Source organism: Chloroflexota bacterium, assembly GCA_009840355.1.
Taxonomy (GTDB): Bacteria; Chloroflexota; Dehalococcoidia; order Lucifugimonadales; family JADFKI01; genus Bin90.
In genome coordinates this window covers 162,429-186,221 of the sequence record VXNZ01000023.1, presented here as the reverse complement: position 1 = coordinate 186,221, position 23,793 = coordinate 162,429, and the positions used below count along the sequence as shown (strand labels likewise).

The 23,793-nt window shown below is 64.3% G+C and carries 17 protein-coding genes; 11 read left to right on the top strand and 6 right to left on the bottom strand.

What is annotated here, in order from left to right:
• Positions 1-114: 114 nt before the first annotated feature.
• Positions 115-4,263, top strand: coding sequence for a hypothetical protein (locus tag F4X57_06510; GenBank protein MYC06806.1), 4,149 nt, complete (start codon positions 115-117; stop codon positions 4,261-4,263).
• Between the two features lie 264 nt (positions 4,264-4,527).
• On the top strand, positions 4,528-4,809 hold the full coding sequence (locus F4X57_06505; protein ID MYC06805.1) for a helix-turn-helix domain-containing protein: 282 nt from the start codon (positions 4,528-4,530) through the stop codon (positions 4,807-4,809).
• Positions 4,810-4,914: 105 nt separating this feature from the next.
• Here the strand turns inward: F4X57_06505 and F4X57_06500 are convergent, their stop codons facing one another.
• The 3 genes from F4X57_06500 to F4X57_06490 form a co-directional block, all read right to left on the bottom strand.
• Entirely contained in the window at positions 4,915-5,349 is a 435-nt protein-coding gene (locus F4X57_06500; protein ID MYC06804.1) for a hypothetical protein, read from the bottom strand.
• Positions 5,350-5,944: 595 nt separating this feature from the next.
• Positions 5,945-6,439, bottom strand: coding sequence for a hypothetical protein (locus tag F4X57_06495; GenBank protein MYC06803.1), 495 nt, complete (start codon positions 6,437-6,439; stop codon positions 5,945-5,947).
• A gap of 708 nt (positions 6,440-7,147) precedes the next feature.
• Positions 7,148-7,999, bottom strand: coding sequence for a hypothetical protein (locus F4X57_06490; protein ID MYC06802.1), 852 nt, complete (start codon positions 7,997-7,999; stop codon positions 7,148-7,150).
• 409 nt (positions 8,000-8,408) lie between these two features.
• Between F4X57_06490 and F4X57_06485 the strand changes: the two genes are divergently transcribed.
• The 9 genes from F4X57_06485 (at position 8,409) to F4X57_06445 (ending at position 19,964) form a co-directional block, all read left to right on the top strand.
• Entirely contained in the window at positions 8,409-9,023 is a 615-nt protein-coding gene (locus F4X57_06485) for a hypothetical protein (protein MYC06801.1), read from the top strand.
• Positions 9,024-9,026: 3 nt separating this feature from the next.
• Positions 9,027-10,010, top strand: a complete 984-nt coding sequence (locus F4X57_06480; GenBank protein ID MYC06800.1) for a hypothetical protein — start codon at positions 9,027-9,029, stop codon at positions 10,008-10,010.
• On the top strand, positions 10,007-10,462 hold the full coding sequence (locus F4X57_06475) for a hypothetical protein (protein ID MYC06799.1): 456 nt from the start codon (positions 10,007-10,009) through the stop codon (positions 10,460-10,462). The genes F4X57_06480 and F4X57_06475 overlap by 4 nt, the downstream gene beginning before the upstream one ends.
• A 24-nt stretch (positions 10,463-10,486) precedes the next feature.
• Positions 10,487-12,187, top strand: a complete 1,701-nt coding sequence (locus tag F4X57_06470; protein MYC06798.1) for a hypothetical protein — start codon at positions 10,487-10,489, stop codon at positions 12,185-12,187.
• 71 nt (positions 12,188-12,258) lie between these two features.
• Positions 12,259-12,495, top strand: a complete 237-nt coding sequence (locus F4X57_06465) for a hypothetical protein (GenBank protein ID MYC06797.1) — start codon at positions 12,259-12,261, stop codon at positions 12,493-12,495.
• A 280-nt stretch (positions 12,496-12,775) separates the two neighbouring features.
• The gene (locus F4X57_06460; protein ID MYC06796.1) at positions 12,776-14,842 is read left to right on the top strand and encodes a DUF87 domain-containing protein; all 2,067 of its coding nucleotides are present in this window, start codon (positions 12,776-12,778) and stop codon (positions 14,840-14,842) included.
• Between the two features lie 56 nt (positions 14,843-14,898).
• Complete coding sequence (locus F4X57_06455; protein MYC06795.1) at positions 14,899-17,541, top strand: type IV secretion system DNA-binding domain-containing protein; 2,643 nt, start codon at positions 14,899-14,901, stop codon at positions 17,539-17,541.
• Positions 17,538-19,175: a hypothetical protein gene (locus tag F4X57_06450; GenBank protein MYC06794.1), complete on the top strand. Its 1,638-nt coding sequence runs from the start codon at positions 17,538-17,540 to the stop codon at positions 19,173-19,175. Before F4X57_06455 ends, F4X57_06450 begins: the two co-directional genes overlap by 4 nt.
• Positions 19,176-19,220: 45 nt before the next feature.
• A complete protein-coding gene (locus F4X57_06445; GenBank protein MYC06793.1) occupies positions 19,221-19,964 on the top strand; it encodes a DUF3800 domain-containing protein in 744 nt (247 codons plus the stop codon).
• 70 nt (positions 19,965-20,034) lie between these two features.
• Here the strand turns inward: F4X57_06445 and F4X57_06440 are convergent, their stop codons facing one another.
• From F4X57_06440 to F4X57_06430, 3 genes are all read right to left on the bottom strand, one after another.
• Positions 20,035-20,928 carry a hypothetical protein gene (locus F4X57_06440; protein MYC06792.1) on the bottom strand — a complete coding sequence of 298 codons (894 nt, stop codon included), beginning with the start codon at positions 20,926-20,928 and terminating at the stop codon, positions 20,035-20,037.
• Between the two features lie 464 nt (positions 20,929-21,392).
• Positions 21,393-22,313: a Bpu10I family restriction endonuclease gene (locus tag F4X57_06435; protein MYC06791.1), complete on the bottom strand. Its 921-nt coding sequence runs from the start codon at positions 22,311-22,313 to the stop codon at positions 21,393-21,395.
• The gene (locus F4X57_06430) at positions 22,310-23,557 is read right to left on the bottom strand and encodes a site-specific DNA-methyltransferase (GenBank protein ID MYC06790.1); all 1,248 of its coding nucleotides are present in this window, start codon (positions 23,555-23,557) and stop codon (positions 22,310-22,312) included. Before F4X57_06430 ends, F4X57_06435 begins: the two co-directional genes overlap by 4 nt.
• Positions 23,558-23,793: the final 236 nt, after the last annotated feature.

The following is a 23,793-nucleotide window of genomic DNA, read 5'->3' as shown; positions in this document are numbered from 1 at the left end:
ATTCATAATTCTGAACGCATTGCTGTTTAATCTGGATGGCGGGAAGGCGCGTCAGTTCTGCAACCTCGAATTCCGCCCATTATCCTCCCTGAAGCCCGGGGGGGGGGCAAACTCATGAAATGGCCCCTGCTGGCTCTCTCGGTCGTCCTCCTCGCCACCTTCGCCCTGGCCCTATCCCCGCCGTCAGCGCAGGCGCAGACAACCCCGGGCATGACCCTGTCGCGGACGGTCTTCTCGCTCAACGAGGGCGACACCACGACCTACACGGTGGTGCTGAACACCCAGCCCGCGTCCAACGTGGTCATCGAGGTCATCAACCCGGTTACGGATGCGTTGACCGTGTCGCCGTCCCGCCTCACCTTCACCCGGAGCAACTGGAACACGCCGCGGACGGTGACAGTGCGCGGTGTCGACGACCCCGATTCCGACAGCGAGACGGTAGGCATGGCCCACCGTGTCGTTGATGCGTCGAGCGCCGACGAGTACGACAACGTGCGGGACGAATACGTGACGGTGAGGTTGGTGGACGACGAGTCCCCGGTGGACTACGATCTGGACGAAGACGGTCACATCGAAATCCAAACGCGGGAGCAGCTCAACGCCGTCCGCTACGACCTGGACGGCAACGGGGTGGCCGACAACGAGGACGACGACGCGGCCTACCGCCGGGCCTTCCCCCGGATGTTGGCAGGTATGTGCCAGGGTGGCCGTTTGACGGACACGTCGGTAGAGGGACCCCCCGGCTCCTGCAAGGGCTACCAGCTTCGGAACGACATCACCCTGTCCGGCTCCTGGACGCCCATCGGCGGGGACGTGCCGGCCGGCTCCGACAACCCCCACAACCCCGGCGCCAACGTGTTCACCGCCACCTTCGACGGCAACGCCCATACCATTTCCGGCCTGCGGGTCAGCCGCAGCAACAGCACCATGGTGGGCCTGTTCGGGGCCATCGGCAGCGGGGCGTTGGTCCACAAAGTGTGCCTGGACGGCGTGAACGTGCGGGGCCGGGAGCTGGTGGGGTACAACAACGGCGGCACGGTCAGTAGAGCCTGCTCCTCCGGCCAGGTGACGGGCAACGCCGTGGTGGGCGGACTGGTGGGCTGGAACCGGGGCGCCATCCAGCGGAGCTACTCCGAGGCCACCGTGACCGGCTTCAACTTGAGCGACAGCCAGGGCACCCTCTGGTCCACGCAGCTGGGCGGCCTGGTGGGCGGCAACTACGGCACGGTGGTGAACACCTACGCCACCGGCGCGGTGCGGGGCGCCGGCCACGTGGCCGGGCTGGCCGGGTCCGTCTGGAACAATGGCGTGGTACGGAACAGCTACGCCACCGGCGCGGTGTCCTCCGACAAGGGCTGGCCCCAGGTGGGCGGCCTGGTGGGCTGGATTTACGGCCACGGCTCGGTGGCCGGCAGTTACTTTGACACCGAAACCTCCGGCCAGGACCAGGGCGCCAGCCAGGTCGACCCGGCCGGCATCATCATCTCCAACCGCGATGCGCATCCTTTGGGGCACATCATCACCAGTCCCGGGCAGATCACCTCCAAGCTTCAAGGGACCCCCGGTTCCCAGGATATCTACTGCGGCTGGGATAACGAAGACGTCAACTGCGACGGAGGACTGGATCCTGTCAGCGAGGACATCGACCACGACGGAAACCTGGACGTGAACGAGGACGTGGACGGCGACGGACACCTGGATGTGGACGAGGACACACTCCTCAGGAACGGTAGGTTGGACTCCGGCGAAGACAAGGACTTCGACGGAAACCTGGATGTTGACGAGGACGTGGACGGCGACGGAAGGCTGGATACTGTCAACGAGGACGTGGACGGTGACGGAAGACTGGACCGCGTTGCCGAGGACATCAACAACAATGGCAGACGGGACAGTTACAACGTCTGGCGGTTCGGCGCGGCCACCGAGTACCCCTGCCTGGTGCGTGTGACTCCCGGCTGCGTGGCGGCCGGCGTCACAGTGAACGCCGCCGACCCGGTGGCGGTGAGCGAGGGCGGCTCGAACACCTACACCGTGGTCCTGGACTTCAGGCCCACCGCCAACGTGGTGATCACGATGAGCAGCAACAACGGCGACGTTACGACCCAGCCGGCCAGCCTGACCTTCACGCCCGACAACTGGCGGACGGCCCAGACCGTAACTGTCAGAGCGGCCCAGGACAACGACGAAGCGGACGAGCGGGCCGTCATCAGCCACCGGGTCAGCGGCCCCGCCGAGTACGCCGGCATCGCCGTGGCCTCGGTCAATGTCAGCGTAGCCGACGACGAAAAGGTTTCCACGCTGTCGGTCAACTCGCCCCGCGCGGAGGAGGACGTGGTCAACTTGGGGACCACGCCGATGAACTTCATCTTCACGCTCAGCCCGGCCAGCAGCCAAACGGTGACGGTGCCCGGCACGCTCGGATTGCCCGAACAGACGGCGACGCGTAGCGACGACTACGACCCTCTAGGTTTTCACCCTCCGCCGGATGAGTTTACGCTGACCTTTGCGCCGGGCGAGACGAGCAAGACCTTCACGGTGACGGTGGTCGGCGACTTCTTCGCTGAGCCGGACGAGACGGTGCTGGTCGCCGTGGGTCCGCTGACCAACGCGGTGTTCGGCGACGGCTTCAGCCCGCATAGCGACCCCGAGAAGCGCGTCGCCACCGGCACCATCGCCGCCAACGTGGATGCAAACCGGAGGGCCAGCATCACGGTGACCGCCGCCGACCCGGTGGCGGTGAACGAGGGAGGCTCGGCCACTTACAGCGTGGTCCTGGACGGCCAGCCCACCGCCAACGTGGTGATCGCCATGAACAGCGACAACGCTGACGTCACGGCGCAGCCGGCCAGCCTCACCTTCACCACGGGCAACTGGCAGACGGCCCAGACCGTGACCGTCCGGGCCGCCCACGACGGCGACGCGGCGGACGATAAGGCCACCGTCAGCCACGCGGTCAGCGGCTCAGATGAGTACACCGGCATCGCCGTCGCCTCCGTCAACGTCGCAGTAGCCGACGACGACACTGCCGGAGTGACGGTGAGCGAGAGCAGCCTGAGTCTGGAGGAGGGTGGCACGGCCACTTACACCGTGGTCCTGGTCACCCAGCCCATCGCCAATGTGGGCATCCTTACCTTCGGCTTAGCCGCGGGCCTTTCGACGCAGCCCTTCGAGCTGACCTTCACGCCGGACAACTGGCGGACGCCGCAGACCGTAACCGTCAGCGCGGCCCATGACGACGACACGGCGGATGAGCAGGGCAAAATCGAACACGGCACCAACGCCCCTGCCGAGTCCCCTTACGCCAGCATGACCATTGCCTCGATAACCGTCAGCGTAACCGACGACGACGAGTTCGAGACACAGCAGGCCCAGCAGAACAACGCGCCGGTGGCCGATGCAGGCACCGACCAGACCGTCGATGCCGGGGACTCGGTGTCCCTGGACGGCAGCGGCAGCAACGACCCCGACGGGGACGCCCTGACCTACGCATGGACGCAGACCTCCGGCCCCAGCGTAACGCTGGCGGGCGCGAGCAGCGCCAGCCCCGGCTTCACCGCGCCCAACGCCGACGCCACGCTGGTCTTCTCGCTGACGGTCAACGACGGCACCGAGGACAGCGCCGCCGACACGGTAGCGGTAACCGTGGTCGTGCCCGACCCGCAGCGGGATGCGCTGGAGGCGTTCTACAACGCCACCGGCGGAGCGGGCTGGACCAACAAGGCCAACTGGCTGAGCGACCAACCGCTGTCCCAGTGGCACGGCGTAACCGTCAACGGCCAGGGGCAGGTGACCCACCTGTCGCTGCGCAACAACAACCTGAGCGGTGCCCTGCCCGCCGCCCTGGGCGATCTGGAGGCGCTGCAGGTCCTGTCCCTGGACCGGAACAGAATCAGCGGCAGCCTGCCCACCCAGTTGGGCAATCTGTCCAACCTGACCCGGCTGGCCCTGAACCGCAACCAACTCACCGGTTCGATACCGTCAGCGTTGGGCAATCTGTCCAGCCTGAGCATCATCGGCCTGGCCCGCAACAGCCTGAGTGGGTCGCTGCCCATCAGCCTGGGTAACCTGACCGGCCTGACCAAGCTGTCGCTCCACGACAACACCGGGCTGAGCGGCGCGTTACCGGACGGGTTCGTCAACATGGACGGCATGCAACGGCTGGCCATCACCAACTCCGGCCTGTGCGCCCCGGATACCCCGGCGTTCAGCGATTGGCTGGACACGGTGCCCGACAAGCCGGGCGGAGTGCAGACCTGCGAGTAACGGAGTCGCCAGATAATCACGCGCTTAAGGAGTAAAGGAGCCGGTGGGGCGCCATCCTACCGGCTCCGGTTCCGTTCCTGAGTGCAGCGCCTGCAGCAGGGCAGCAGCGGGTGCCGGTCGGTCAGGACGCGGCGGACAACAAAAAAGGCCCATATACATCGCCCTGCGAGAGAGCGCCATTGCCGATAACGCAAAGAGGGCCGCATACATGCACTTGAAGGATGAGGTTGACGAGGCGTCGGCGGAGTCCTCCAGGTGGGGCGGATGCCGGGACGTCAGGAAAGGAGCCCAGGAGCACGGGAAGTGAAGCGCAGGCAACCCTCGTCGCGCGTCGTTCTCAGGGCCGTCGCGGTGTGGCGGCTGCTGGACGAGCGCGGCATCTCCCAGAACGAGCTTGCGCGCCTGTGCGGTCTTTCGTCGGGGTACATGTCGCAGCTGGTGGGAGGAACCCGCAGCCCCTCGCCGCGCGTGCGCAGGCGTATTCAGCAGGCGCTGGAAATAACTGACTTCGACGAGCTGTTCCTCATAGAGCGTCTCGACGCCTAGCCCGGCAGTAGTGAAGAGTGAAAGTCCCTCAAACGCAAAAGGTCTGAATACATCTACAGATAGGGGGAGGCACCGGATAACCGTTCCTCCCCCTGTCTGTCACGCTCAGCGGCTTGAGAGGCTGATGCGGCTGGCCTCACCCGTGACCTGGGCAATCGGCGTGTCCTGCGCGATGCCGAACCACTCGTAGAGTTCATTCAGCTTCCTGCGGTCTTCCTCATAGCGCTCGGCCCACCCGATCGCATTACCGGTCGTGACGTTCCTCTCCAGGTTCGTGGGCTCTCCCGGTCTCGCAACCATGGTGTCCTCCATATCCAGCCAGTACCAGTACACGGCCGGGTCGCTCGTGTTCATGACGTCCAGCCCTTCCATGTCGACAACGGACTTGTCCTTGCGGCTGGCGTATCTCCCCGCGATCTCCTCGGCGATGCACAGGTCGCATACCGTGCCAATCTCCTCCCTGCCCAGTTCGTGTCCGCAGCCCTGGCAGAGGGGTGCGCCGATTTGCCATGCATGTATGATGTCCTGTTGTGCAACCATCGTGTTTTCCTTTCCGCCGGCTGTGCCCCGGCAATGAAAAAGCCCCCAGCGATGTCGCCAGGGGCTTCAGGTCAGGTGTGCTCTCTGATATGGCTCGTGAATAGGACCCGTAGCGAGCACTTGCTACGGAGCCTCAGTGGGTTAGGGGAGCTTGATTAGTCGTCTGGTCCCCTTTCCCTATTCTTCCCTCCTCCTTTCCTGGTTCCGGTGTGTGACAATCGCTTCACCTGGGTGGATAGGGGTGCGGCAGACCACTTCATCCTTGGTCCTGGAAGACCGTGGAAGTTCGTGTCCGTTCCGTCGTCGCCACTGGTAACCTCCTTCCTGAGCGTGTTGCCTGGTTATGCTGACCACCGTGAGCCGGAACGCGCGGTCGTCCCGATAAGAAGGGTGGGGATCTGTTTCGCTACGATGCGTGTCCGTCATCCGATTTCCGTTTGCCAGTGTCGCCGTCGTCATCGTCCCTACCTCCTGTGTCGTGATTGCCGAGTCGCCTTCGGTCCGCGCCCGATTGCGTCCAAAGAAGAAGAGCCGCCCCCGGATGGAGACGACCCTTGTGATTTGGTTGGGTTGTAGAGCCGGCCTACGGGCGGATTCAACGTCTGAGGCGGCGGGTGAACCGCCAGGCAAGCAGCGCGCCGATGCCGAGACCGGCCAGGTTGAGGAAGGCGGCCTCGATTCCGTGGCCGAACAGCAGCGGCGCCGCGACGATCAGGGTGACAACCCCGACAAACGCGATGCGCTTTCGCGTCCACCACTTCCGCCACGACCTTCTCGGCGCGTGGCTGACCCGCTCGTAGGCCGTCCGGATGGGCAGACCAATCAGATCCTCCAGGTGGGTTATCATCAGCCCGCGAGGGCAGTTCCGCGTGTGGCAGCGCACGTCTATGCCCTCGCCGTCCGGCCTCTGCCGAAATGCCAGCCCGTCCGAGCGACCGCCGTGGCAGATGTCCGTCGTCGTCCAGAACCAGTCCCGCTCGAAGCTGACCCTGTGAGGTATCAGGTCCGCTATTCGCGCCGCGCTAGGTCCGGTGTACCGTTCCGTCATGTCCTTTCCTACTTCCGTGTGTGTCCGTTCCGTCGTTGCCATTCGTTGCCTCCTTGCTGAAGTTCATATCGTTGTCGTTGACTTTCGTGAGTCCTATGCCTTGCCGAAGACGCCCGACATCCAACGACGAGCCGGACGGCGGGATGAAAGAAGACGCAGCTCGACCAGGGGTCACATCGTTGGGAAGGGACAGCCGGGAAGCTGGTGAGTGGGGAGCACCTACCTGTAGATCGACCAGAGGACGGCGCGGTGAGAAGAACGCAGATTGCCCGGGGTGAGCTACATCCGGGGAAAGCCGCGAAGACGTGAGCCGGCCTGCCTGCGAGGAGCAGACGGGCGGGTGAGGAGGCTGCGGTATGGCTGAGACATAGCCTGACCGCAGGCGTGTGGAAACAGTCGAAGCGCGGGGTGCGCTCCAACCTGGGTCCCTGCATTCGAGGCGGTGTCGGAGGAGCGGTGCTCGACCCCCAGACCGGCTCACGCAACGGGATTGCGTTCGTCCCTTGCAGAACGCCGTCGGGAGAGCGGGGCTCGATCCGTCGGGCAGCTCCGGGTCAGGGACTGACCCTCCAGTTTTCTCGGCAGGAAACACTGGAAAAAGCCTGAAACTGACTCGATTATCACCCGAACACCCGACCGGATGGAAGCCCCAAAACCCCCCAATCCCCCCTCTACACCCGAATCACTTGCGCTGAGTTGGCTCGAACGTCGCTCCGTCGTGGCTCCGATGTAGCAGCGCTCTGACGGGGCCTATTTCCGCCAGAGCCCGCAGGTCAGTACGCGGAGCAGCCAGCGCCTCAGCAGCGCCCGGTTGCGGTGCACGTGCGCCATATCCAGCGAGTGCCGCCTGCCCCATACCTCGTCGAGCCGCTCCGACATGTCCCAGGGGTACGTGCGAGGTGGCAGCGTCAGCTCGTGCCCCTCGATGAGCTCGATCTCCAGCTCCAGCACGCGTATCGTGGCGTCGGCCCTCTGAAGCGCTGTCCCCTTCTCCACAGCATGCCTGTAGGCGGCTTTCGCCTCCCGCCAGTCGACGACGACCGGCGCGGCCTCCCCGTACACGCGCTCCTCTCCCGGCTCCGCCTCCTCGGTCACCAGGTCGCGATATATCCTGCGAAACGGCTCAGCCCCGGGCCTGTCGTCCGGAACCGCGGCCGTCTTGGATTCAGCTTCTGCGCCGGCCGTCGACTCCAATCGTGCCAGCCGCCGCTCGAACTTACGCATCGCAACCGCGTGCTCCTCTCCCAGAACGTCGTCCCGGCCTTCAACAGCCTCGCGGACGGCCCGCAATTCCCCCTGCAACTCCGCGACCTGCCGCTCCAGCTCCACAACTCGTTCCCCCTGTCTCATCGCAGCCGAAAGGTCCTGTTCCAGCAGCATCCGCTCCAGGGCGTCGGACAGCCTGGGGGTCAGCCTGCCGCTGTTCCTGCACCTCCACAGCGTCTTGCGGTCGACGCCCAGCTTCCGCGCCGCCCTCACCTGTCCCAGCTCCTCCATGACGTCTGCCAGCAGCGCCGTAAGCCGCAGCTGCCGCAGGCTCTCCAGGCTCGGAGCATCGCCTGACCACTCGATTTCTCGGTCTTTCACCGTCTGTTCTTTCATCCATGTTCCAATTTCCCCATTTCGTAGTTGCGACTGCCCCATTTCCACCGCAGATCGCCGTGTTCCACTTTCCCCAATTCCTAGCCGCCGCTGCCCCATGACCGTGGAACCAGACCCGGAGACGAAGTGCTTGCAGGCTTGTGCTGCCGGGAGCCGCTCCACGCCTGTACAGGCGTTGCCCCAGCCCCTCCTCAGCCGTCCCCGCCACGCGCAAATCCCTGTACACGGGTAGTACACCACAACCGGCCCTCCATTTATCAGGCCTGCTGAGGGGGGCTGCGCGCGACCCCGCCGGGGCTGCCCACAGCCCCCCTCACTCACCATTCCTAAGCGCATTCCGGCCCCCCACACTCGATGGCAGGCAACACGAACACATCGACCGCGAGGAGGCGAAGACGTGGGAGCGCGAATGACAACCCGACGACCATTCAGGGCCAGGGGTAAGGCCGGGTGGCTGATGCCCCTGGCCGCCGCTCTGCTGCTGGCGGCGCTCGCGGCGGTGCCGTCGAGCGACATCGCACTGGCACAGTCCCCGCCGGGCGGCGGGATCACGCTGGTCAACGCAGAGCGCGAGTTCGTAGAGCGCAAGAAGGAAGGCGAGTTCGTCGCCCGTCCCGTCTTCGACCGGAAGATAGGGACCCTCTACTACGCCGTCCGCGACGTCGACACAGGCGACTGGATAAGCGCCATGTACCGCGTGGCCGGCGGCGAGAAGCAGAGGGCCGACGGCTGGGAGTACAGCTTCGAGTACCCGGCGCTCGACGAGCAGCCTGAGCTCGACCGCGACCGCGCCTACCTCCTGGTGATGCTCGCCGTCGCAGAAGACGGTGAGCGGGATGCCTTTCACGCCGTCATCCCCATCTACGAGCCCACAAGGATCTGGGACAGGGTGCTGGCCGCGCTCAGTCCCGCTCGCTGGGCGAGGGCCTTCGCCGGCTGGGTGATCGAGGGTACTCACGGAACGCTCTGCGGAGTCGTGGAGCACGCGTCCGGCGAGGACGCCGCCAACTGCAGGGGAGGGTAGAACGTGGAAGACATCCTCACCGGAACTCCACCAGACCTCACCTACCTGCATCCGCTGGTGCGACAAGCGTGGCTGGTCGTCTGGGCCGTCGCGTCAGGCGCTCTGGCGGTCATCCTCGGATGGATGGGGCTCAGCCTCATCGTCGCGGATCACCTAGGCCGGCAGCAGGCCGGCTGGCGGGAGATGGTCCCGCGCCTCGTGCTCGGCCTCGTCGCCGCTGCGTCCTCGCTGTGGTGGTGCGCGCTGGTGCTGGACCTGGCACACGCCGTGTCCGGCTTCATCGCGGCATCGCTGGGCATAACTCCCGGAGACCTGCTGCGCACGACCGCGCACACGCTGCTGAATGCGGCGGAGGCGGGGAGCGTGGGAATGGTGCTGCTGTTCGCCATCCTCTACCTGGTCTACGGACTCTTCGTGCTCTACGTGCTGGTGCAGATGATCCTGCGCCTCGCGCTCATAGACATACTGCTGGCGCTTGCGCCCATGGCCCTCGGGCTGTGGATACTGCCGCACACCGCGGGCTGGGGCCGTCACTGGCTGCGCCTGTTCATGACGACGGTGTTCCAGCAGGCGATCCAACTGGTCGCTCTCGCGCTGGGCTTCGGCTTCCTGAACCAACTCGCGCCGATAACTGCGTTCGAGCCGGTGCAGGACCTTATCTGGAAGCTGCTGATGTCGCTCGCGTTCGTCTATATGGCGACCAGGGTGCCGTCGATGCTCGGCAACGCCGGGACGTTCGACGCCTGGCTCTCCACGCTCTACTTCGGCCTGTCCCTTCCCGCGTCCATCGCGCGCTCTGCCCGCTCCATAGGACTGCTCGCGGGAGGCGCGGCTGGAGGACCGGGAGGCGTGGCGGCCGGAGCTATGGCTGCCGGAGCGGGCGCCTCGGCTGCCGCAAGCGGCGTGGGCTCGGCGGCCTCGTCGTCCACGCCCTCCGGCGGAGGAGCCGCCGGGAGCGGACAGGCCCCCAGGAGCGCGAGCGAGTGATTTTCCTGAAGACACCAACGACCCATGTGGCGCCGGTCGATACGACCAAGGAGGTGGGAGCGATGTGCGGGCAGGAGTCCCGAGACACAGCGACCGATAGGAATGGACACGGAAAGGGCGAGAGACGCCCGACAACAGAAGACAGAGAGGAGACAGAACTTATGGAAGACCTGACGCAGACCATATCGAACCTGGTGGGCATCCTGCTGGGCATCGTCGGAGTGGTCGGAGTGGGCTTCTTCATCTACGGCGCCTACCTGTACCTCACGGCCAGCGGAGCGCCCCACCAGATGGAGCGGGGCAAGAGCGCGATGATGACCGCCCTCGCGGGCGTCGTGCTGGCGCTTGTCGCCTACGGCGTAGTCGAGCTGGTTATCGACGCGGTAGTCGGCTCCCCGGTGGAAATCGGTGAGATACCCGACCCGACAAATGACGGCGACGACGACGGTTAGAAGGGCGCGAAGGAGGAAGAAAAAATGAGAGAACACGAGGTACCGACCCACGTGCAGGCCGAGGACAGGGTGCTGCTGTGGTTCACGTTTCCGCAGATCGTGGCGATGACGGCGGTGTGCGCCCTGTCCTACGGCGCTTACCGCTACGCTCCCATAGGGCCTTCCGAGGTGAGGATAGCGATTGCCGTTCTGCTCGGCCTGGTGGGGCTGGTCGCGGTCGTGGGGAGGATAGGAGGCAGGCGGCTGCCGCTTGTGGCCGCCGACCTGCTGACGTACAGACTGGGCGCAAGGCTATACGCAGGGCAGGTGTCCGAGCTTGTGAGAGACGAGCCGCCCACGCCCATACAGCAGAAGGGCGGCCCCGGCCCTGTGCGTATGATGGTCAGAAGGGCACAGCGTGTCCTTCGCAGGCGCAGGAACCGGAAGCGAACGGGAGGAAGGATGCCCTTCCGCCCACACCGCTGGTTCGGAAAGCGCAGGCGCGAGCAGGCGGACAGCATCAACGGCAGAGAGTCACGGAGCCGCAGGGACAGGCGCAACAGGCACCCCAAGTTGATGGCGGTCGCGGTCGCCGCGACCCTGACTGCGCTCGTGGCATCCCTCCCGGGCGTGGCGCTCGCCGACGATCACGAGCGCTGGCAGGACGAGATCGACTTCGTACTCACCGACCCGGTGGACGGGCGAAGGATATTCGTAGAGGGGCTGACCGTCTCCGGCGACCGCGCAGAGGTGACCCTGCGCGCCGCGACCGGCATCGAGCTGCGTACCCGGGCGTTCGGCGGTCCGGAGGGAACGTGGCTGCGCTTCTGGGGCGCGGCCACCTTGGCCGGGGGTGAGAGCATCGACTACTCGCTGCCCCTGCACGGTCCGGTGCCGTCCCTCACCTTCTCATGGGTGGACTCGCTGCGACAGGCGGGTGCGGTCACGCTCACGCATGAGCAGATACCGTTCCCGCTTCCGGAGGTCGAGGGAGAGTTGTGCGACCTGCGCATCGTCTCCCTGGGCTGGACGCCCGGGACAGTGAGCGGCGTCATCGAGTCCGGGTGCGTGACGGCCATCGAGCACCCGGTCGAGCTACAGACGGTTGCAGGACACGCCAGCGTCACCGAGACGACGCTGATGGACGCCGTAATAACGGGAATAACGGGGACGGTATCGGCGGCGGCCGGCGACTCCCATGCCACCGTCGTGTTCGCTCCGGACGGGGAAGCTCATTTTTCCATACCCGTCGCTGCGGGTGAGGCCATTCACGACGTGACGGTTGAGGCGGACCTGGAGGCGAGTCTCCGCATACCGGTTCCCCCGCTGACGCGCCTCACGCACCGCGAGGCATGGACCCAGCAGGTCACCAGGACCGTGCACCTCCATCGCCCGGGTGCCAGCGACTCGGACAGTAAGAGGGTGTCGGTCAGGTGCGAGGGAGGCTCCAGGAAGTCCGCCACCGCGAGGGCGTACGCCCACGTCCCCAGCGCCACAATCGCCAGGGACGTGACGGCGGACGTCTTTCACCCCGAGCGCGTGGACGCCGAGGTGGCGGACAGGGACCCCATATCCAGGATCAGGCCCGAGAGCCTGTCGCTTGCGTCGGTCGTCGGATCGGACGACCCGTTCACGGCGTTAGTGCTGCCGGAGCCGGAGCCTGTCGACCCGCCCGCCGAGCAGACGCCGGCCGGCGGCGGACTGCGCGGCTGGTTCGGGCAGCTCGGATGGGAGTGGCCATGGTGAGGCGCGCCGCGACTCTGCCGCTGCCGACGGGCGCGGCCCTCGTGTGCATGGGGGCCGCGCCGGAGGACGCGATGCTGGCCGCCTTCGACGCGGTGCTCACCGCGATGGCCTACGCCGCAACGGGCATCTGCGTCTTCGCCATCGTGTGGGCGGGCTTCCTGCTGATGGCGGACGGAGCCGACGAGCGCGGGGGCGGCAGGGCGAAGAGCGCGGTGATCCTCGCCATCGCCGGCCTGGTGCTCGTGCTGCTGGCAAAGGGCATCGCCACGCTGCTCAGAAGCGGCATCGTCGGTCTGCCGACCGCATAGACCGAAAGGAGGAGACCCAGTGAAGAGCCTCTTCAGGAAGATCACGAGACGCGGAGGGGAGACGCAGCAGGATGCGGCCTCGACTCCGCATGAAGGGCCGGAGGAAGATATTCCGGTTAACGTACAGACCACTGAACCCGCAACTCCCGTACTCTGCCCGCCGTCAGAGGACACCGCTCCCCAGGACGCTTCAGGGAGCGACTCCGGGGACAAAAGACCACCGCCCGACCTTCCGCTGTTCTTCATGCTGTCGCACGTCGAGGAGGACGGCCCTGTGAGATTGGACGGCGTGAAGCTGGGCGTGTGTGAGGTGATGGGACAGGAGATGGACGAGCCGAAGCTCGGAGCCTTCGCTGGCGCGCTTAACGCCTGCGACTTCCCGTTCCAGCTGCTCATAAGGCAGCACCCTCCCAGACTCGACGGGCTGAGGACGAATCTCACAGCGGCGCAGCCGGAGGGCTTGCCCCCGCAGACGCGGGCGGCGGCCGAGTCACTCGGCAGGCTGCTCACCGACCTTGAAGCGCGGGACGGCATCCTCGACAGGCGCTTTTATGCCGTCTGCGAGTTCGCCCGCGTGGACGAGCTGCGCGGCCTGCTCGCGCGGGGCGGGCTGTCCGTTCACCCGCTCAGCGGACGCCGGCTCAGGATGTTCCTGGTGTCGGCCGCGCTCGGCGGCACGCCGGGCGAGTTCGACCCGGAGGCCGTCGTAGAAGTGGGGATTAACCGCCGCAACGCGCGCGTCGGAGACCGGCTCGTGCGCTCGCTGCACCTGGGCAAGTGGCCGCGCTCGCTCGCCCCCGGCTTCCTCCAGGGGCTGATGGCGGCGGGCGCGCCGATGGACCTGTCCATCCATTTGGGGCCGATACCGGCTGAGCAGGCGGCGAGAACCCTCGAGTGGCAGAAGGTGAGATTCGAGTCGGCGCAGAGCCTTTCGCTCAAGCGCGGGCGCACGCTGTCGCCGGAGGCGGAGATCGCCCTGGAGGACGTGACCCGGCTCAGGGACGAGGTGCAGCGCGGCAGGGAGCGGTTGTTCCACTCGTCGTTGTCGGTGACGTTGCACGCGAGCGACGCCGATGCGCTCAAGGAGATGACCCAGCGCGCGAAGGGACACTTCGCCGCCACGCTGGGCAAACTCGACAACCTGACCTTCCGCCAGCGCGTGGGCCTGCTTTCGACTATGCCCCTGGCGATGAACGCGGTCGCGGCCTGGCGCACGCTGGACACGTCCAGCCTAGCGAGGCTGTTCCCCTTCTCGCCGCCCGACCTCGACACGCGCAGCGGCACCCTGTACGGCATCGACATGCGCGCCTGCGCCCCGGTCGTGTACGACCCCTGGGACGGAACGCACCTGAACGCGAACACAGCGGTGCTTGCAAGGTCGGGAAGCGGCAAGTCGTTCGCCACCAAGCTGGGAGTGCTCAGAGGCCTGTGCAGAGGAGTGACCGCCTACGTCATCGATCCCGAGGGTGAATACGCGGACATGGCGCGCGCAGCCGGAGGACGGGTGCTGTCGCCCGGAGTACCCGGACAGGGCATGAACCCGTTCGTGATCGACAGGGGCGACTCGGAGGAGCTCCTCCAGCGCATCGGCAGCCTCAGACGGCTAATCGAGGTGATGATCGGAGAGCGGCTGTCGGCAGACCGCCGCGCCACCCTCGACCACGCGCTGGCGGGCTACTACGCACAGTCCAGGGAGCGCACCGGCTTCAGAGACTTCTACGCCTACCTCGAAGGAGAGGCCGAAGATCTCTCCAGACTGCTGAGGCCATTCGCCACCGGCAGCCTGCGCAACCTGCTCTCCGACGAGGGAGACGACCTGCTGGGCAACGAGGCGCTGGTGACCGTATTCGACCTGCGGCTGCTCGAACCCGAGCTCAGGCCCGCCGCCGCGATGGTATGCACCGAGACGGTGTGGGCAGCGGCGGCGCAGGATCCCAAGCCCCGCCTGCTGGTCGTCGACGAGGTGTGGTCCATCATGCAGCACCCGGAGGGCGCAGCCTTCATGGTGTCCATGGCCAAGCGCGCCCGCAAGCACCGCCTCGGTCTCCAGTTCATCACCAAGGACGTGCAGGACCTTCTCTCGGAGGACTCGTCCAGGGCCATTACCGGCCACTCCGGCCGGGCGCTGCTGCAGAACGCCGCCTTCAAGCTGCTTCTCCAGCAGGACGCGGCGGCGATCAGCACGGTCGGAGACGCCTTCGACCTGCCGGAGGAGCTGCAGCGCTGGCTGCTGTCCTGCCCGCGCGGGGACGGGCTACTGCTGTCGAAGGGACACCGCTTCCCGGTGCGCATCGAGGCCACGCCGGAGGAGACCGAGGTGATCGAGTGGACTCCGGGCAGGCGCTGACCAAGCGACAAGACAGGAATGAAGTGCGGGAACCAGTAGAGAACGGAGCGAACCAAATGAAACTCAACCTATCGAAGATACTCGGAAAATCCCAACCCAGGCGACCGGTGCTGCTGGCGGTGACTCCGCCCAGGACCGGAGAGCGCACGATGCTGGGCGTGGAGAACATGCTCCAGTCCATCGCCGTGCCAGAGCCGTTCTCCCTGGAGCTTGCCGGGGACATCGACGGCGTGACGCTGATGGCGCGCTGCCTTGACGACCAGGTGGTGCGCGGGCAGGTCTCCGCCCACTACCCACAGGCCGTCATCGGCGAGGTCCCCGCGGACGATGACCCGCTGCGTCTGAGAGAGGGCGAGGCGGCGTGGAGCATCACTCTCCGGGCGAGCGGACCCGAGTTCGTGCCGCTGAGGGTGTTCCGCGACGACGACCTGCTCGACCCCGGCTCCGATCCCCTCATAGCGGTGCTGGGCGCGCTCTCCAACCTCAACGCCGGCGAGCGCATAGTGGCGCGGCTGATGCTGCGCTCCATGGGCCCCGACTGGTCCCAGTCCCACCAGAAGAGGGCCCATAAGCGCGCCGTGGAAGACAGGCGGGATGGGTCCTACACCTACCAGACCAGGCCGCTCCAGACCGACGGGGCGACGATGGCCGTGCTGGGCTTGGCGGCGCTTGCGGCGCTGAGAGGCTACCTCTGGGTGCAGTCAGGAGAGACCTGGAAGGCCGTGCTGATGGGCGCGGGGATCGCAGTCGCGCTGGCGGTCGGCGGCTGGGCATGGCACCGCTGGAAGAAGCGCAACCGCGTGTTCGACCCGATCCTCATAAGAGAGAAGGTCGCGCGCATCGCCTTCGACGCCGAGGTCCAGGTGGTTGCAGTGCTTCCCGGGACCGGCGAGCCGAAGCAGGATCGCGAGCGGGCGCGTAAGCTGCTTGAGCCGGTTGCCGCCGCGTACCGCCACTACGACCACCCGGCGGGCGCGAGGTTCAATGTGAGTCGCGTGCGGCCCACGGTCCCGGGCCCTTCGATGATACACCCGTCAGGCCCCGGGCTGTTCGGTAGCCGCAGCGTGCTGGGAGTGCGCGAGGCGGCGGCGCTCTGGCACCCACCGGGAGCGAGGGACGAGACGCCGCTGGTGGAGCGCACGGGATCAAGGGTGCTGATGCCGTCGGCGAGGGGCGTCAGGGGCGGCGCCCCCGTGGGAGACACCACGGCGGGCAGGCCCAGGCCTATACACTTCCCCGACGACCTGCTCAGGCGTCATCACCTCTACGTCGCGCGCACCCGCATGGGCAAGTCCACGCTGATGCACAACATCGTCGCCCACAAGCTGAAGGAGAAGGCCGCGGGAAGGGACGGTGACGCCATAGTGGTCGTCGATCCGCACGCGGACCTGGTGGATGGGCTGCTCAGACAGGTGCCCGAGTCGCTCGCGTCGAGCGTCAGGCTCATAGACCTCGCCGACCCGCGCGGAGCGCCCGGCATCAACGTGCTCGACACGCGCGTCTTCGCAGACCGCGACCGCACCGCCGACTCGGTGGTGCGCGTCGCCAAGGGACTGTGGGACCAGTGGGGGCCGAGGATGCAGTCCATCCTGGAGCAGACGGTGAAGACGCTCCACGAGGCGAACGAGCATCCCTCCACCGGAGACGACGAGCAGCTGACCATACTGGACGGTCTGACGCTGATCTCGGACGACAAGTTCAAGGAAGGCGTGCTGGCGAAGGTGACCGACCCGTTCCTTCTCCAATGGTGGGCGAGGGACTTCGGCAAGTGGCGGCGCGAGACCCGCGCCGACGCTCTCGCCCCGGTGCAGACCAGGCTGTCGTACTACGCCTCGTCCAAGCGTGCGCGGGCCATCCTCGGACAGCCCCGCTCCACCATAGACCTGCGCCGCACCATACACGACGGCGGAATACTGCTGGTATCCACCGCGCAGGGGAGTGTGGGCAGAGACGTGGCCGCGCTGGTGGGCGCGTCGCTGCTCAACCTGGTGGACGCCGTGATACGGGAGCAGGGCAGCCTGCCGCCGGAGAAGCGGCGCGGCGCGCTTGTGGTCGTGGACGAGATGCAGTCGATGCCGGGCGTGGACTACGAGAGCATGTTGTCCGAGCTGGGCAAGTTCGGCGCGTCGTTCATTCTGGCCACGCAGAGCCTCGCCAAGCTGGACAACCTCTCGCGCACGATGCGAGACACCCTGCTAGCCAACGTCGGCTGTCTTGCCGTCTTCCAGGTGGCGGGCAGCGACGCCCGGCAGCTCGTGTGGGAGCTGGGCAAGGGCCGCGTGACCGAGGACGACATCGTGTCGCTTGCGGTGCACAACTGCTACGTTCGAGCCACCGTGGGAAAGGAGCGGATGCCCGCGTTCTCCATGATGGTCAGAAAGCCGGAGGACGGGGACGCCGAAGTCGCGGAGCGCATCCGCGCCGAGTCAGGCGACTACGTCCTGTCCGCCGAGGAGATCGCGGCGCAGCAGGCTGAGATCGCAAAGCGCGCCGACGAGTACCGCAAGGCGGTGAAGGACATCAGGGAGGGCAGGAAGCCCTCGGAGAAGGCGGACGGCGACTCCCCCGAGGAACTCGGGCGCAAGAACCAGCGCAGCAAGCACTTCCAGCCGCCCACCGGCAGGAACAGTGACGAGAGCGAACGGAAGGAGAAGGACGAGAACGGGCAGAAGTCGAATGAAGAAGAGGCAGGCGAATGAGACCGATAGAGGCGGACACGCTGAGACTTATTTCGCGCATGCCCCTCATCGACAGGCTTGAGGCGGTAGCCGTCTCCGGCCGCTCCAGGAGCGCAGTCTACAATGCCTTCGACGCACTTGAGCGCGACGGCCTTGCGGCATCCGTGCCCCACGCGTCTGATCTGATACCATCCATACGCCGGTACTTCCCCACCGCCGACGGCCTGCACAGGCTTGCGGAGGAGGAAGGATTCCCGGTGGAAGACATGCTCCGCAACCGTCCCGTGTCCGCACAGTGGCTGCGCGTCCTGATGGAGCGACTAGACGCCTTGGCGGTTATCTACCGGCTGGCCTCCGCCATATCCGGCATCGAGCATCCCATCCGCTTCCGCTGGTTCAGGGCGATGCCGATGGACGCCGCGGTCGCGCTCCGCGACGGGCGCGTGATCGCCGTCGTCAGACAGGGAACTGCCACCGACCGCACGGGATTCTCCAAGAGGCTGTGGCGGCTCGGGCAGGAGGAGCGCCCAGCCGCCGTGCTGATGCTCATGCCCGATGAGGCGCGGCTCAGGCACGCGCGCAGGCTGGTCGCCGGAGCGCCATCCATCGCCTACCTCGCGCTGGAGAGCGATGCAGCGTCCGCCGGGGCAGGAGCCGCGATCTGGCGAACACCGTCAGGGGCGGCGCTCCTCGACCTCAGGACCGCGCTGGAGCACACTGGGTCGCGAGGCCCATGGCCCGGCGATGAGACGCCGGCACGGGCATCTCTACCCGAAGCCATCGATGAGAACACGGATGAGGATTGGATGCTGCCGTCCGTGCTCAGGCCCGTGGACAAGCGCGCTATCGACCTAATCTCGGACTGGCCTTGGATGAGCCATGCCCACATGGGCGCGCTCATCGGATTGAAGCGGTCGAGGCTGTCGGAGGTCGTTGTGAGGCTCCGCGAGCTGGGTCTCGCCGTAGATGTCCCCATCGAGGGACGGCGCCGTCTCGCCGTCACCGACAGGGCGCTGGCGATGCTCGCGCGAAGGGACCGCGCCTCCGTGGGCGCAGCGAGAAAACGATGGAGTGTCACGCCCGTAGACGACGGAAAGCTGATGACCTGGCGCAACGTATCCGGCACGCGAAGCAGGCAGCTGCTTAGGAACGTCGAGCACACCGCAGCGGTACACGGCTTCGTCGCTGCGCTCGCACGGCAGGCGCGCTCGCGCTCACGGGAGATCGTGCAGCTCGACCCCCCGCGCCGCGCTTCGAGGTACTTCCACCACAACGACCGGATGCGCTCGGTACAGCCCGACGCATTCGGCATGCTGCACAGGGGCAATGCTGTGAGGCCCTTCTTCCTGGAGTGGGAGCGGCGCGCCGTGCGCCCGGTCACGATGGCCGCCCGCCTTGCGCCGTACCTACGCTACTACTCCACCCACAGACCCACGGACGATCACGGCGCGCAGCCCGACGTGCTGATCGTCTTCGACGACGACATCGCGCAGACCCACTTCCTGAGAGTGGCAAGGGAGGAGATGGCGCGCACCGGCGTCAGCGTCCCACTGCTGGTCTCCCACCGCAAACTGTTGGAGCAGGAGGGTCCGCTCGGACGAGCGTGGCTCACGCCCGGCGTGCTCGAACCTGTGCAGGCGTTCCGCGCCCCGTGAAGGCGAACTCCAACCGATAGGGCTGAAGCCATAAGGCTGTACTAGATCGACGAGTCGGAGGGATCACGCTACCACTTCCGCTCATCCCTGGGCGTGCACGCCGAGCGCTGGAACGATCTCGCACACGACATCCGGGAATGGCGGGAGGGGCTGAGAGACCGTTACGGCATACCCATCGAGCGCGAGCTGCACGCCTGCGATCTGCTGGCAGGACGCGGCAAGCTGGCCCGCATGGACGGGAACGACGTGAGGCTCGCACCTGTACACGGAGCCGAAGTCTTCACCGAGGGGCTGCGCCGCATCGAGGACGCAGCGCGCACCATAGGCGTCGTCGAGGTGATAAACGTCTGCCTGCACAAGCCGGACGTGAGGGGCCACGAGCGCGTCTGCCTCGACAGGCTGCTCAACCGCATCAACACCTCCGTCACTTCCGCCGACCGCCACGCCTTCCTCATTTTCGACGAGGGACGCGAGCGGATGATAGCCCAGCTCCACCGAAGGCTCAGGGGACGCAACCACGTGCCAAGCCGGTACGACGTCTGGGAGGACGGAGAGAAGACGAAGAACATCCCCATAGAGAGCGTAATCGGCGGCCCGTCCTTCAGAGACTCGGCGTCAGACCAACTCCTTCAGATGGCAGGCCTGATCGCCCACGCGCTGCTAAAGCAGGAGGAGGAGCCCTCCCCCAGAGTGGGGCGACAGGGCATCGCACACGCCTTCGGCATCCTCGACAAGACCTTCAACCGAAGGGCGTCGAGACGGGATCCCCAGGGTGTGGTGAGAAGGTGATGGGACGACGGATAATGGGTTATCCGCCAAAGTAAGTCATCAATAAGGAGTTAGGCAAACCCGCTCGATCTCAGAGACCGTAATAGCCGTTGAGGGCTTCCGTCAACACTTTGGAGGCGGTTTGTAGCCCGACGTTCCAAGTGCTCGACGCCGCCTTCGAAATCATTCCTCCCAGCCACTCTCGCACCTTCGGACCATAATTACTTCCGGGGGCACTAGGGTCTGCGGAAATAGCGCTCTTTAGTTCACTGAGGTCTTTATCGTTGATGTTGAACTCGCGGAGCACACTTACTAGGGAGTCAATGTCACCCTCTTGCACAGTCTCGACTCGCTGATTCACCTGTTCGCCGCTCGCTACGATATTTCGGTCACCGTAGATGTTTATGTTGAAGAGATTCCGAGCGACTTCACGCTCAACGGAGCGATTATCCAGGTCCTCAGAAGTCACATTGCTTTCCTGAAGTCCCAGTACAAAATCTAGGAGCCTATTCTTGACTTGGTCAAGAACCCCGGAGATGACGTAAGCAGGGACCGGTTGGTGTGCATCTACAAGAACCATACCTCCTGTCATCTGTATGCTATCCTGGGCGAGCATCACCATCTCCTGTGGCCACTTCCGTTGATGCGTGCTTGTTCCTTGAGCCTCCAGCGCACCCACACCATCAAAGAAGATGAGGTTCTCCGCGAACTCCCTAATTTCGTCTGGCAAATTGTAGGTAGGAAGCACCATGTTCTTCACCCCACCTTGAAAAGGGCCAGAGAACGTCCCCAGATTGGTCGGGCGAACCCTCCTGTAGCTTGGAACCTTATCCATGTCCGTGTATCCGCTAAGCTCGCTATCCACCCACTCACGAAATTCCGGTAGCCCCATGGCACTTGCGAGTATCTTTGCCTTTCTGAGTGTATTTGAAATGTCCGCTGATTCGTTTACCAGGTCGGAACGAATCTCATCTAGTAGACTCATGACTTCCACCTTTACAAGAGTAATTCCTGTAATACCTATCTTGACCAAAGCCAAGCATGAGCTTAAGTTTGCCCTTCGCTTGACCCAGAACAGCTCATCAAGTCATTTTAGCACGCGGGCTGTGACGCCTACCCGTCAGGCCCATCGCACCGGCATAATCCGCACATACCTAACAGGCTGCCGAGAAAGCGGCTTAAGGCCTCGTTTCCCATGTTGGCGCGATACAGTGGACTCACCAGTTCAACCGTCCAGGAGAACGTCCCATGATAGGCCGGCGCCATACACACCCCACCATGCTCGTCTTCGTCAAGTTCAACAAGCGGGTCCCACCCAACGATCCACAGCAGCAAATGGCGCCGGAGGGCCATAGGGCATCGTCAGGCGATGAGAGCTAGCAAGAAACGTGATCGGCTCGACTTGTACCGGTTTCCACTTAATCGCCAAGCGATACACTTAGAAAGGAATCAGAACCAACCCCGCTCGAGAGCTTGCTGTTCATCACCGCTTCCACTGCTCAAGAGTTGATCGAGATGCCACAAGAAGCGTCTGAAGGCATCTAGTGCGAAGGGATGATCGTCTAAGTGTCGCTCGAATGTAACTCTGTTCTCCGCTCTGCCTCTTGCCGACGCAAAGTTGCCCCGGATATTCGCAGACAAGCGTTTGGCCTTGCGTAAAACGACGACTTCCTCGATGGCAGTCACGGCGGTACTAATAGGAGTCATGTCCAGCCACTCGCACAGGAGAAAGTACTTTGAACTAGGCAACGCGAGCTTGAGGTCGTAGGCAGTCGCACTCGCTTCCTGGAACATTGTCTTGTCAAGATTAGTCTTGATTTCAACGGCAAAGTACGCCAAATTCGTCCTCGCCTGCCGAGAGTCCCTGAAGTCTTCGCTATGTGAGGCCTTGAGGAACAATGGGAGTGCCACAGCGAAATCATGGTCCTTGGAGCGGATAGTCATCCCGCCCCCATTTGTCCGGTTCAACGGGTCGGAGTCGAAACTCAACTGGGAGAAGGCATTCGTCGGCCCCAAACTCAGGCCGGTATCAGCGGTCTGGTCAGCGAATCTCCGCTTTACCAGCCAAGGCAAGAATTCTTCAAGAACCGAGTTGTCGAGCTTCAGTTGACCCCGTTGACGGTGCAGGAAGTTTTCTGAGCTGTCGAATATTAGGTCTAGATCAAGCCATTTACGGTAGCGATTGAGAGAGTCTACCAAGGGCTCTACTAACCCGTCACCCTCACCCTTGACTTGCTTGATCTCTTCTATCCAGTGATTGTATCTATCGACGGCTTCACCGACGCGAGGCTTGTCAGCATCCGGCAGGTTTCGGTTCCCCAACAGAGCTTGGAGCTTATCTGCGTGTGGTGTAGGGAGGGGCTTAGTCATGACGACACCTGAGAAAGGATCTCATCCGTCGGAAACGGAGAGGGTGACACGAGATCAATTCGCTCCAAAGCGTCGTCAATACCGTCCCGTGCATCGGTCTCGGTCAATTGACGGGTTACCGAAAGTGTCTTACTCGCAATATCGCGGGCGGCGGCCAAACAGATTCCTTCGTCTGGTATTTCCGAGGACGTGCGGAAATGCAGGATGTCTTCTCGGATCCTATTGCCGTAGCGATTGACGAACTTGCGCTCCTGACGTCGGTCGTTTTCCAGCCCGACGCCTCGGACAGCCAGTTCGGCAACTAGCTCCCCGTTGAAGAAGGGCACGCCGCGCACTGTGGATTCTCGCCCAAGCACGAGGATCAAGCGGGATTCTGGCTTCGTAACTCGCGCCATTTCACGAATCGCCAGAACCATGTCTAGCGCGTACTGAATAACGGTAAGGAATCGGTTTCCTCGGTTCTGACGGTTCGATCCAATTTCTGAAGGGGCAAGGCTCAATACATTCCAGCCGAGAGCCTCCACGGATCGACGGTATTTTTGGTGGTAATTGTGAACATTTATGTAAGGTGGCGACGTCAGTACCATATCGACCGAATTCGTTTCGGCAGGTAATGCCCTTGCATCCGCCTGATATACAACAACTGATCCACTTGACACGGGTAGCGACCGCGCCGTTTCTGCTAGGCGAAGCCAAATCCTAAAGATCTTATCCGGGCTCAAGTCCCTCTGATGGAAGTCGCATAGTACAATGAGTGCCGCCGCCAAAATACGGGAAACTCCTGGACTGGATTCGTCCCATAGCTTTGTGAGAGCAGACTCCTGCTCTGGTCGACTCATTTCCGCTGAATCCGGTTCCACGAACAATGGACCATTGCCTGGCCCGAATGCCTCGTTGAGACGACTACCCAGTGAGTTTAGCGCCGATTCCCTATTTTTCAGGCTGACACTGACTAAGGCATAGACTCGCGCGAGGATAGCGGCTGCTGGATTAATGTCGCTTCCCCACGCCGACTTCCCTAGCCGCGCTGATTCAACAAGCGAAGTGCCGCTTCCGACGAAAGGATCCATGACGATCCCCGTCTGCTGGCCATAGGCTAACAGCAACTCCTCAACCAATTGCGGTGAGAATTGACCAGCCCACGGAAGCATGTTGGTGCGCACCCGATTGGCGATGTCCAAGCTGCTCTGGGGGATAGACTCCCGGTCCAAGTAAGTCGTGGCAAATGTTTCGTTCATGAGCATATCATTGAGGCTCGCCGAATCTGCAAGATGGTGCCCTCCGTTAGTGTATCTTGGGTATGGATTCTGCCCGCGCCAGCGTCGGATTCATACAGCCTCACTCTTGTAAAGCCTGAGAATTTTGGGCGAGCGCCACCAAGCCTCATCTTACCAGCGCCAAGTATCAAAAGCCATACAACTCAGGCTTGGAAGGAAGTGCAAAACTCGGTTGACGGTGCTTTTCCTCAAAATGCTATGTG

Bases quoted from the DNA above. Each gene is read 5' to 3' on its own strand.
- F4X57_06510 (MYC06806.1), top strand. From the start codon at position 115: ATGAAATGGCCCCTGCTGGCTCTCTCGGTCGTCCTCCTCGCCACCTTC.
- F4X57_06505 (MYC06805.1), top strand. From the start codon at position 4,528: ATGCCGGGACGTCAGGAAAGGAGCCCAGGAGCACGGGAAGTGAAGCGC.
- F4X57_06500 (MYC06804.1), bottom strand. From the start codon at position 5,349: ATGGTTGCACAACAGGACATCATACATGCATGGCAAATCGGCGCACCC.
- F4X57_06495 (MYC06803.1), bottom strand. From the start codon at position 6,439: ATGGCAACGACGGAACGGACACACACGGAAGTAGGAAAGGACATGACG.
- F4X57_06490 (MYC06802.1), bottom strand. From the start codon at position 7,999: ATGAAAGAACAGACGGTGAAAGACCGAGAAATCGAGTGGTCAGGCGAT.
- F4X57_06485 (MYC06801.1), top strand. From the start codon at position 8,409: ATGACAACCCGACGACCATTCAGGGCCAGGGGTAAGGCCGGGTGGCTG.
- F4X57_06470 (MYC06798.1), top strand. From the start codon at position 10,487: ATGAGAGAACACGAGGTACCGACCCACGTGCAGGCCGAGGACAGGGTG.
- F4X57_06465 (MYC06797.1), top strand. From the start codon at position 12,259: ATGCTGGCCGCCTTCGACGCGGTGCTCACCGCGATGGCCTACGCCGCA.
- F4X57_06455 (MYC06795.1), top strand. From the start codon at position 14,899: ATGAAACTCAACCTATCGAAGATACTCGGAAAATCCCAACCCAGGCGA.
- F4X57_06450 (MYC06794.1), top strand. From the start codon at position 17,538: ATGAGACCGATAGAGGCGGACACGCTGAGACTTATTTCGCGCATGCCC.
- F4X57_06440 (MYC06792.1), bottom strand. From the start codon at position 20,928: ATGAGTCTACTAGATGAGATTCGTTCCGACCTGGTAAACGAATCAGCG.
- F4X57_06435 (MYC06791.1), bottom strand. From the start codon at position 22,313: ATGACTAAGCCCCTCCCTACACCACACGCAGATAAGCTCCAAGCTCTG.
- F4X57_06430 (MYC06790.1), bottom strand. From the start codon at position 23,557: ATGCTCATGAACGAAACATTTGCCACGACTTACTTGGACCGGGAGTCT.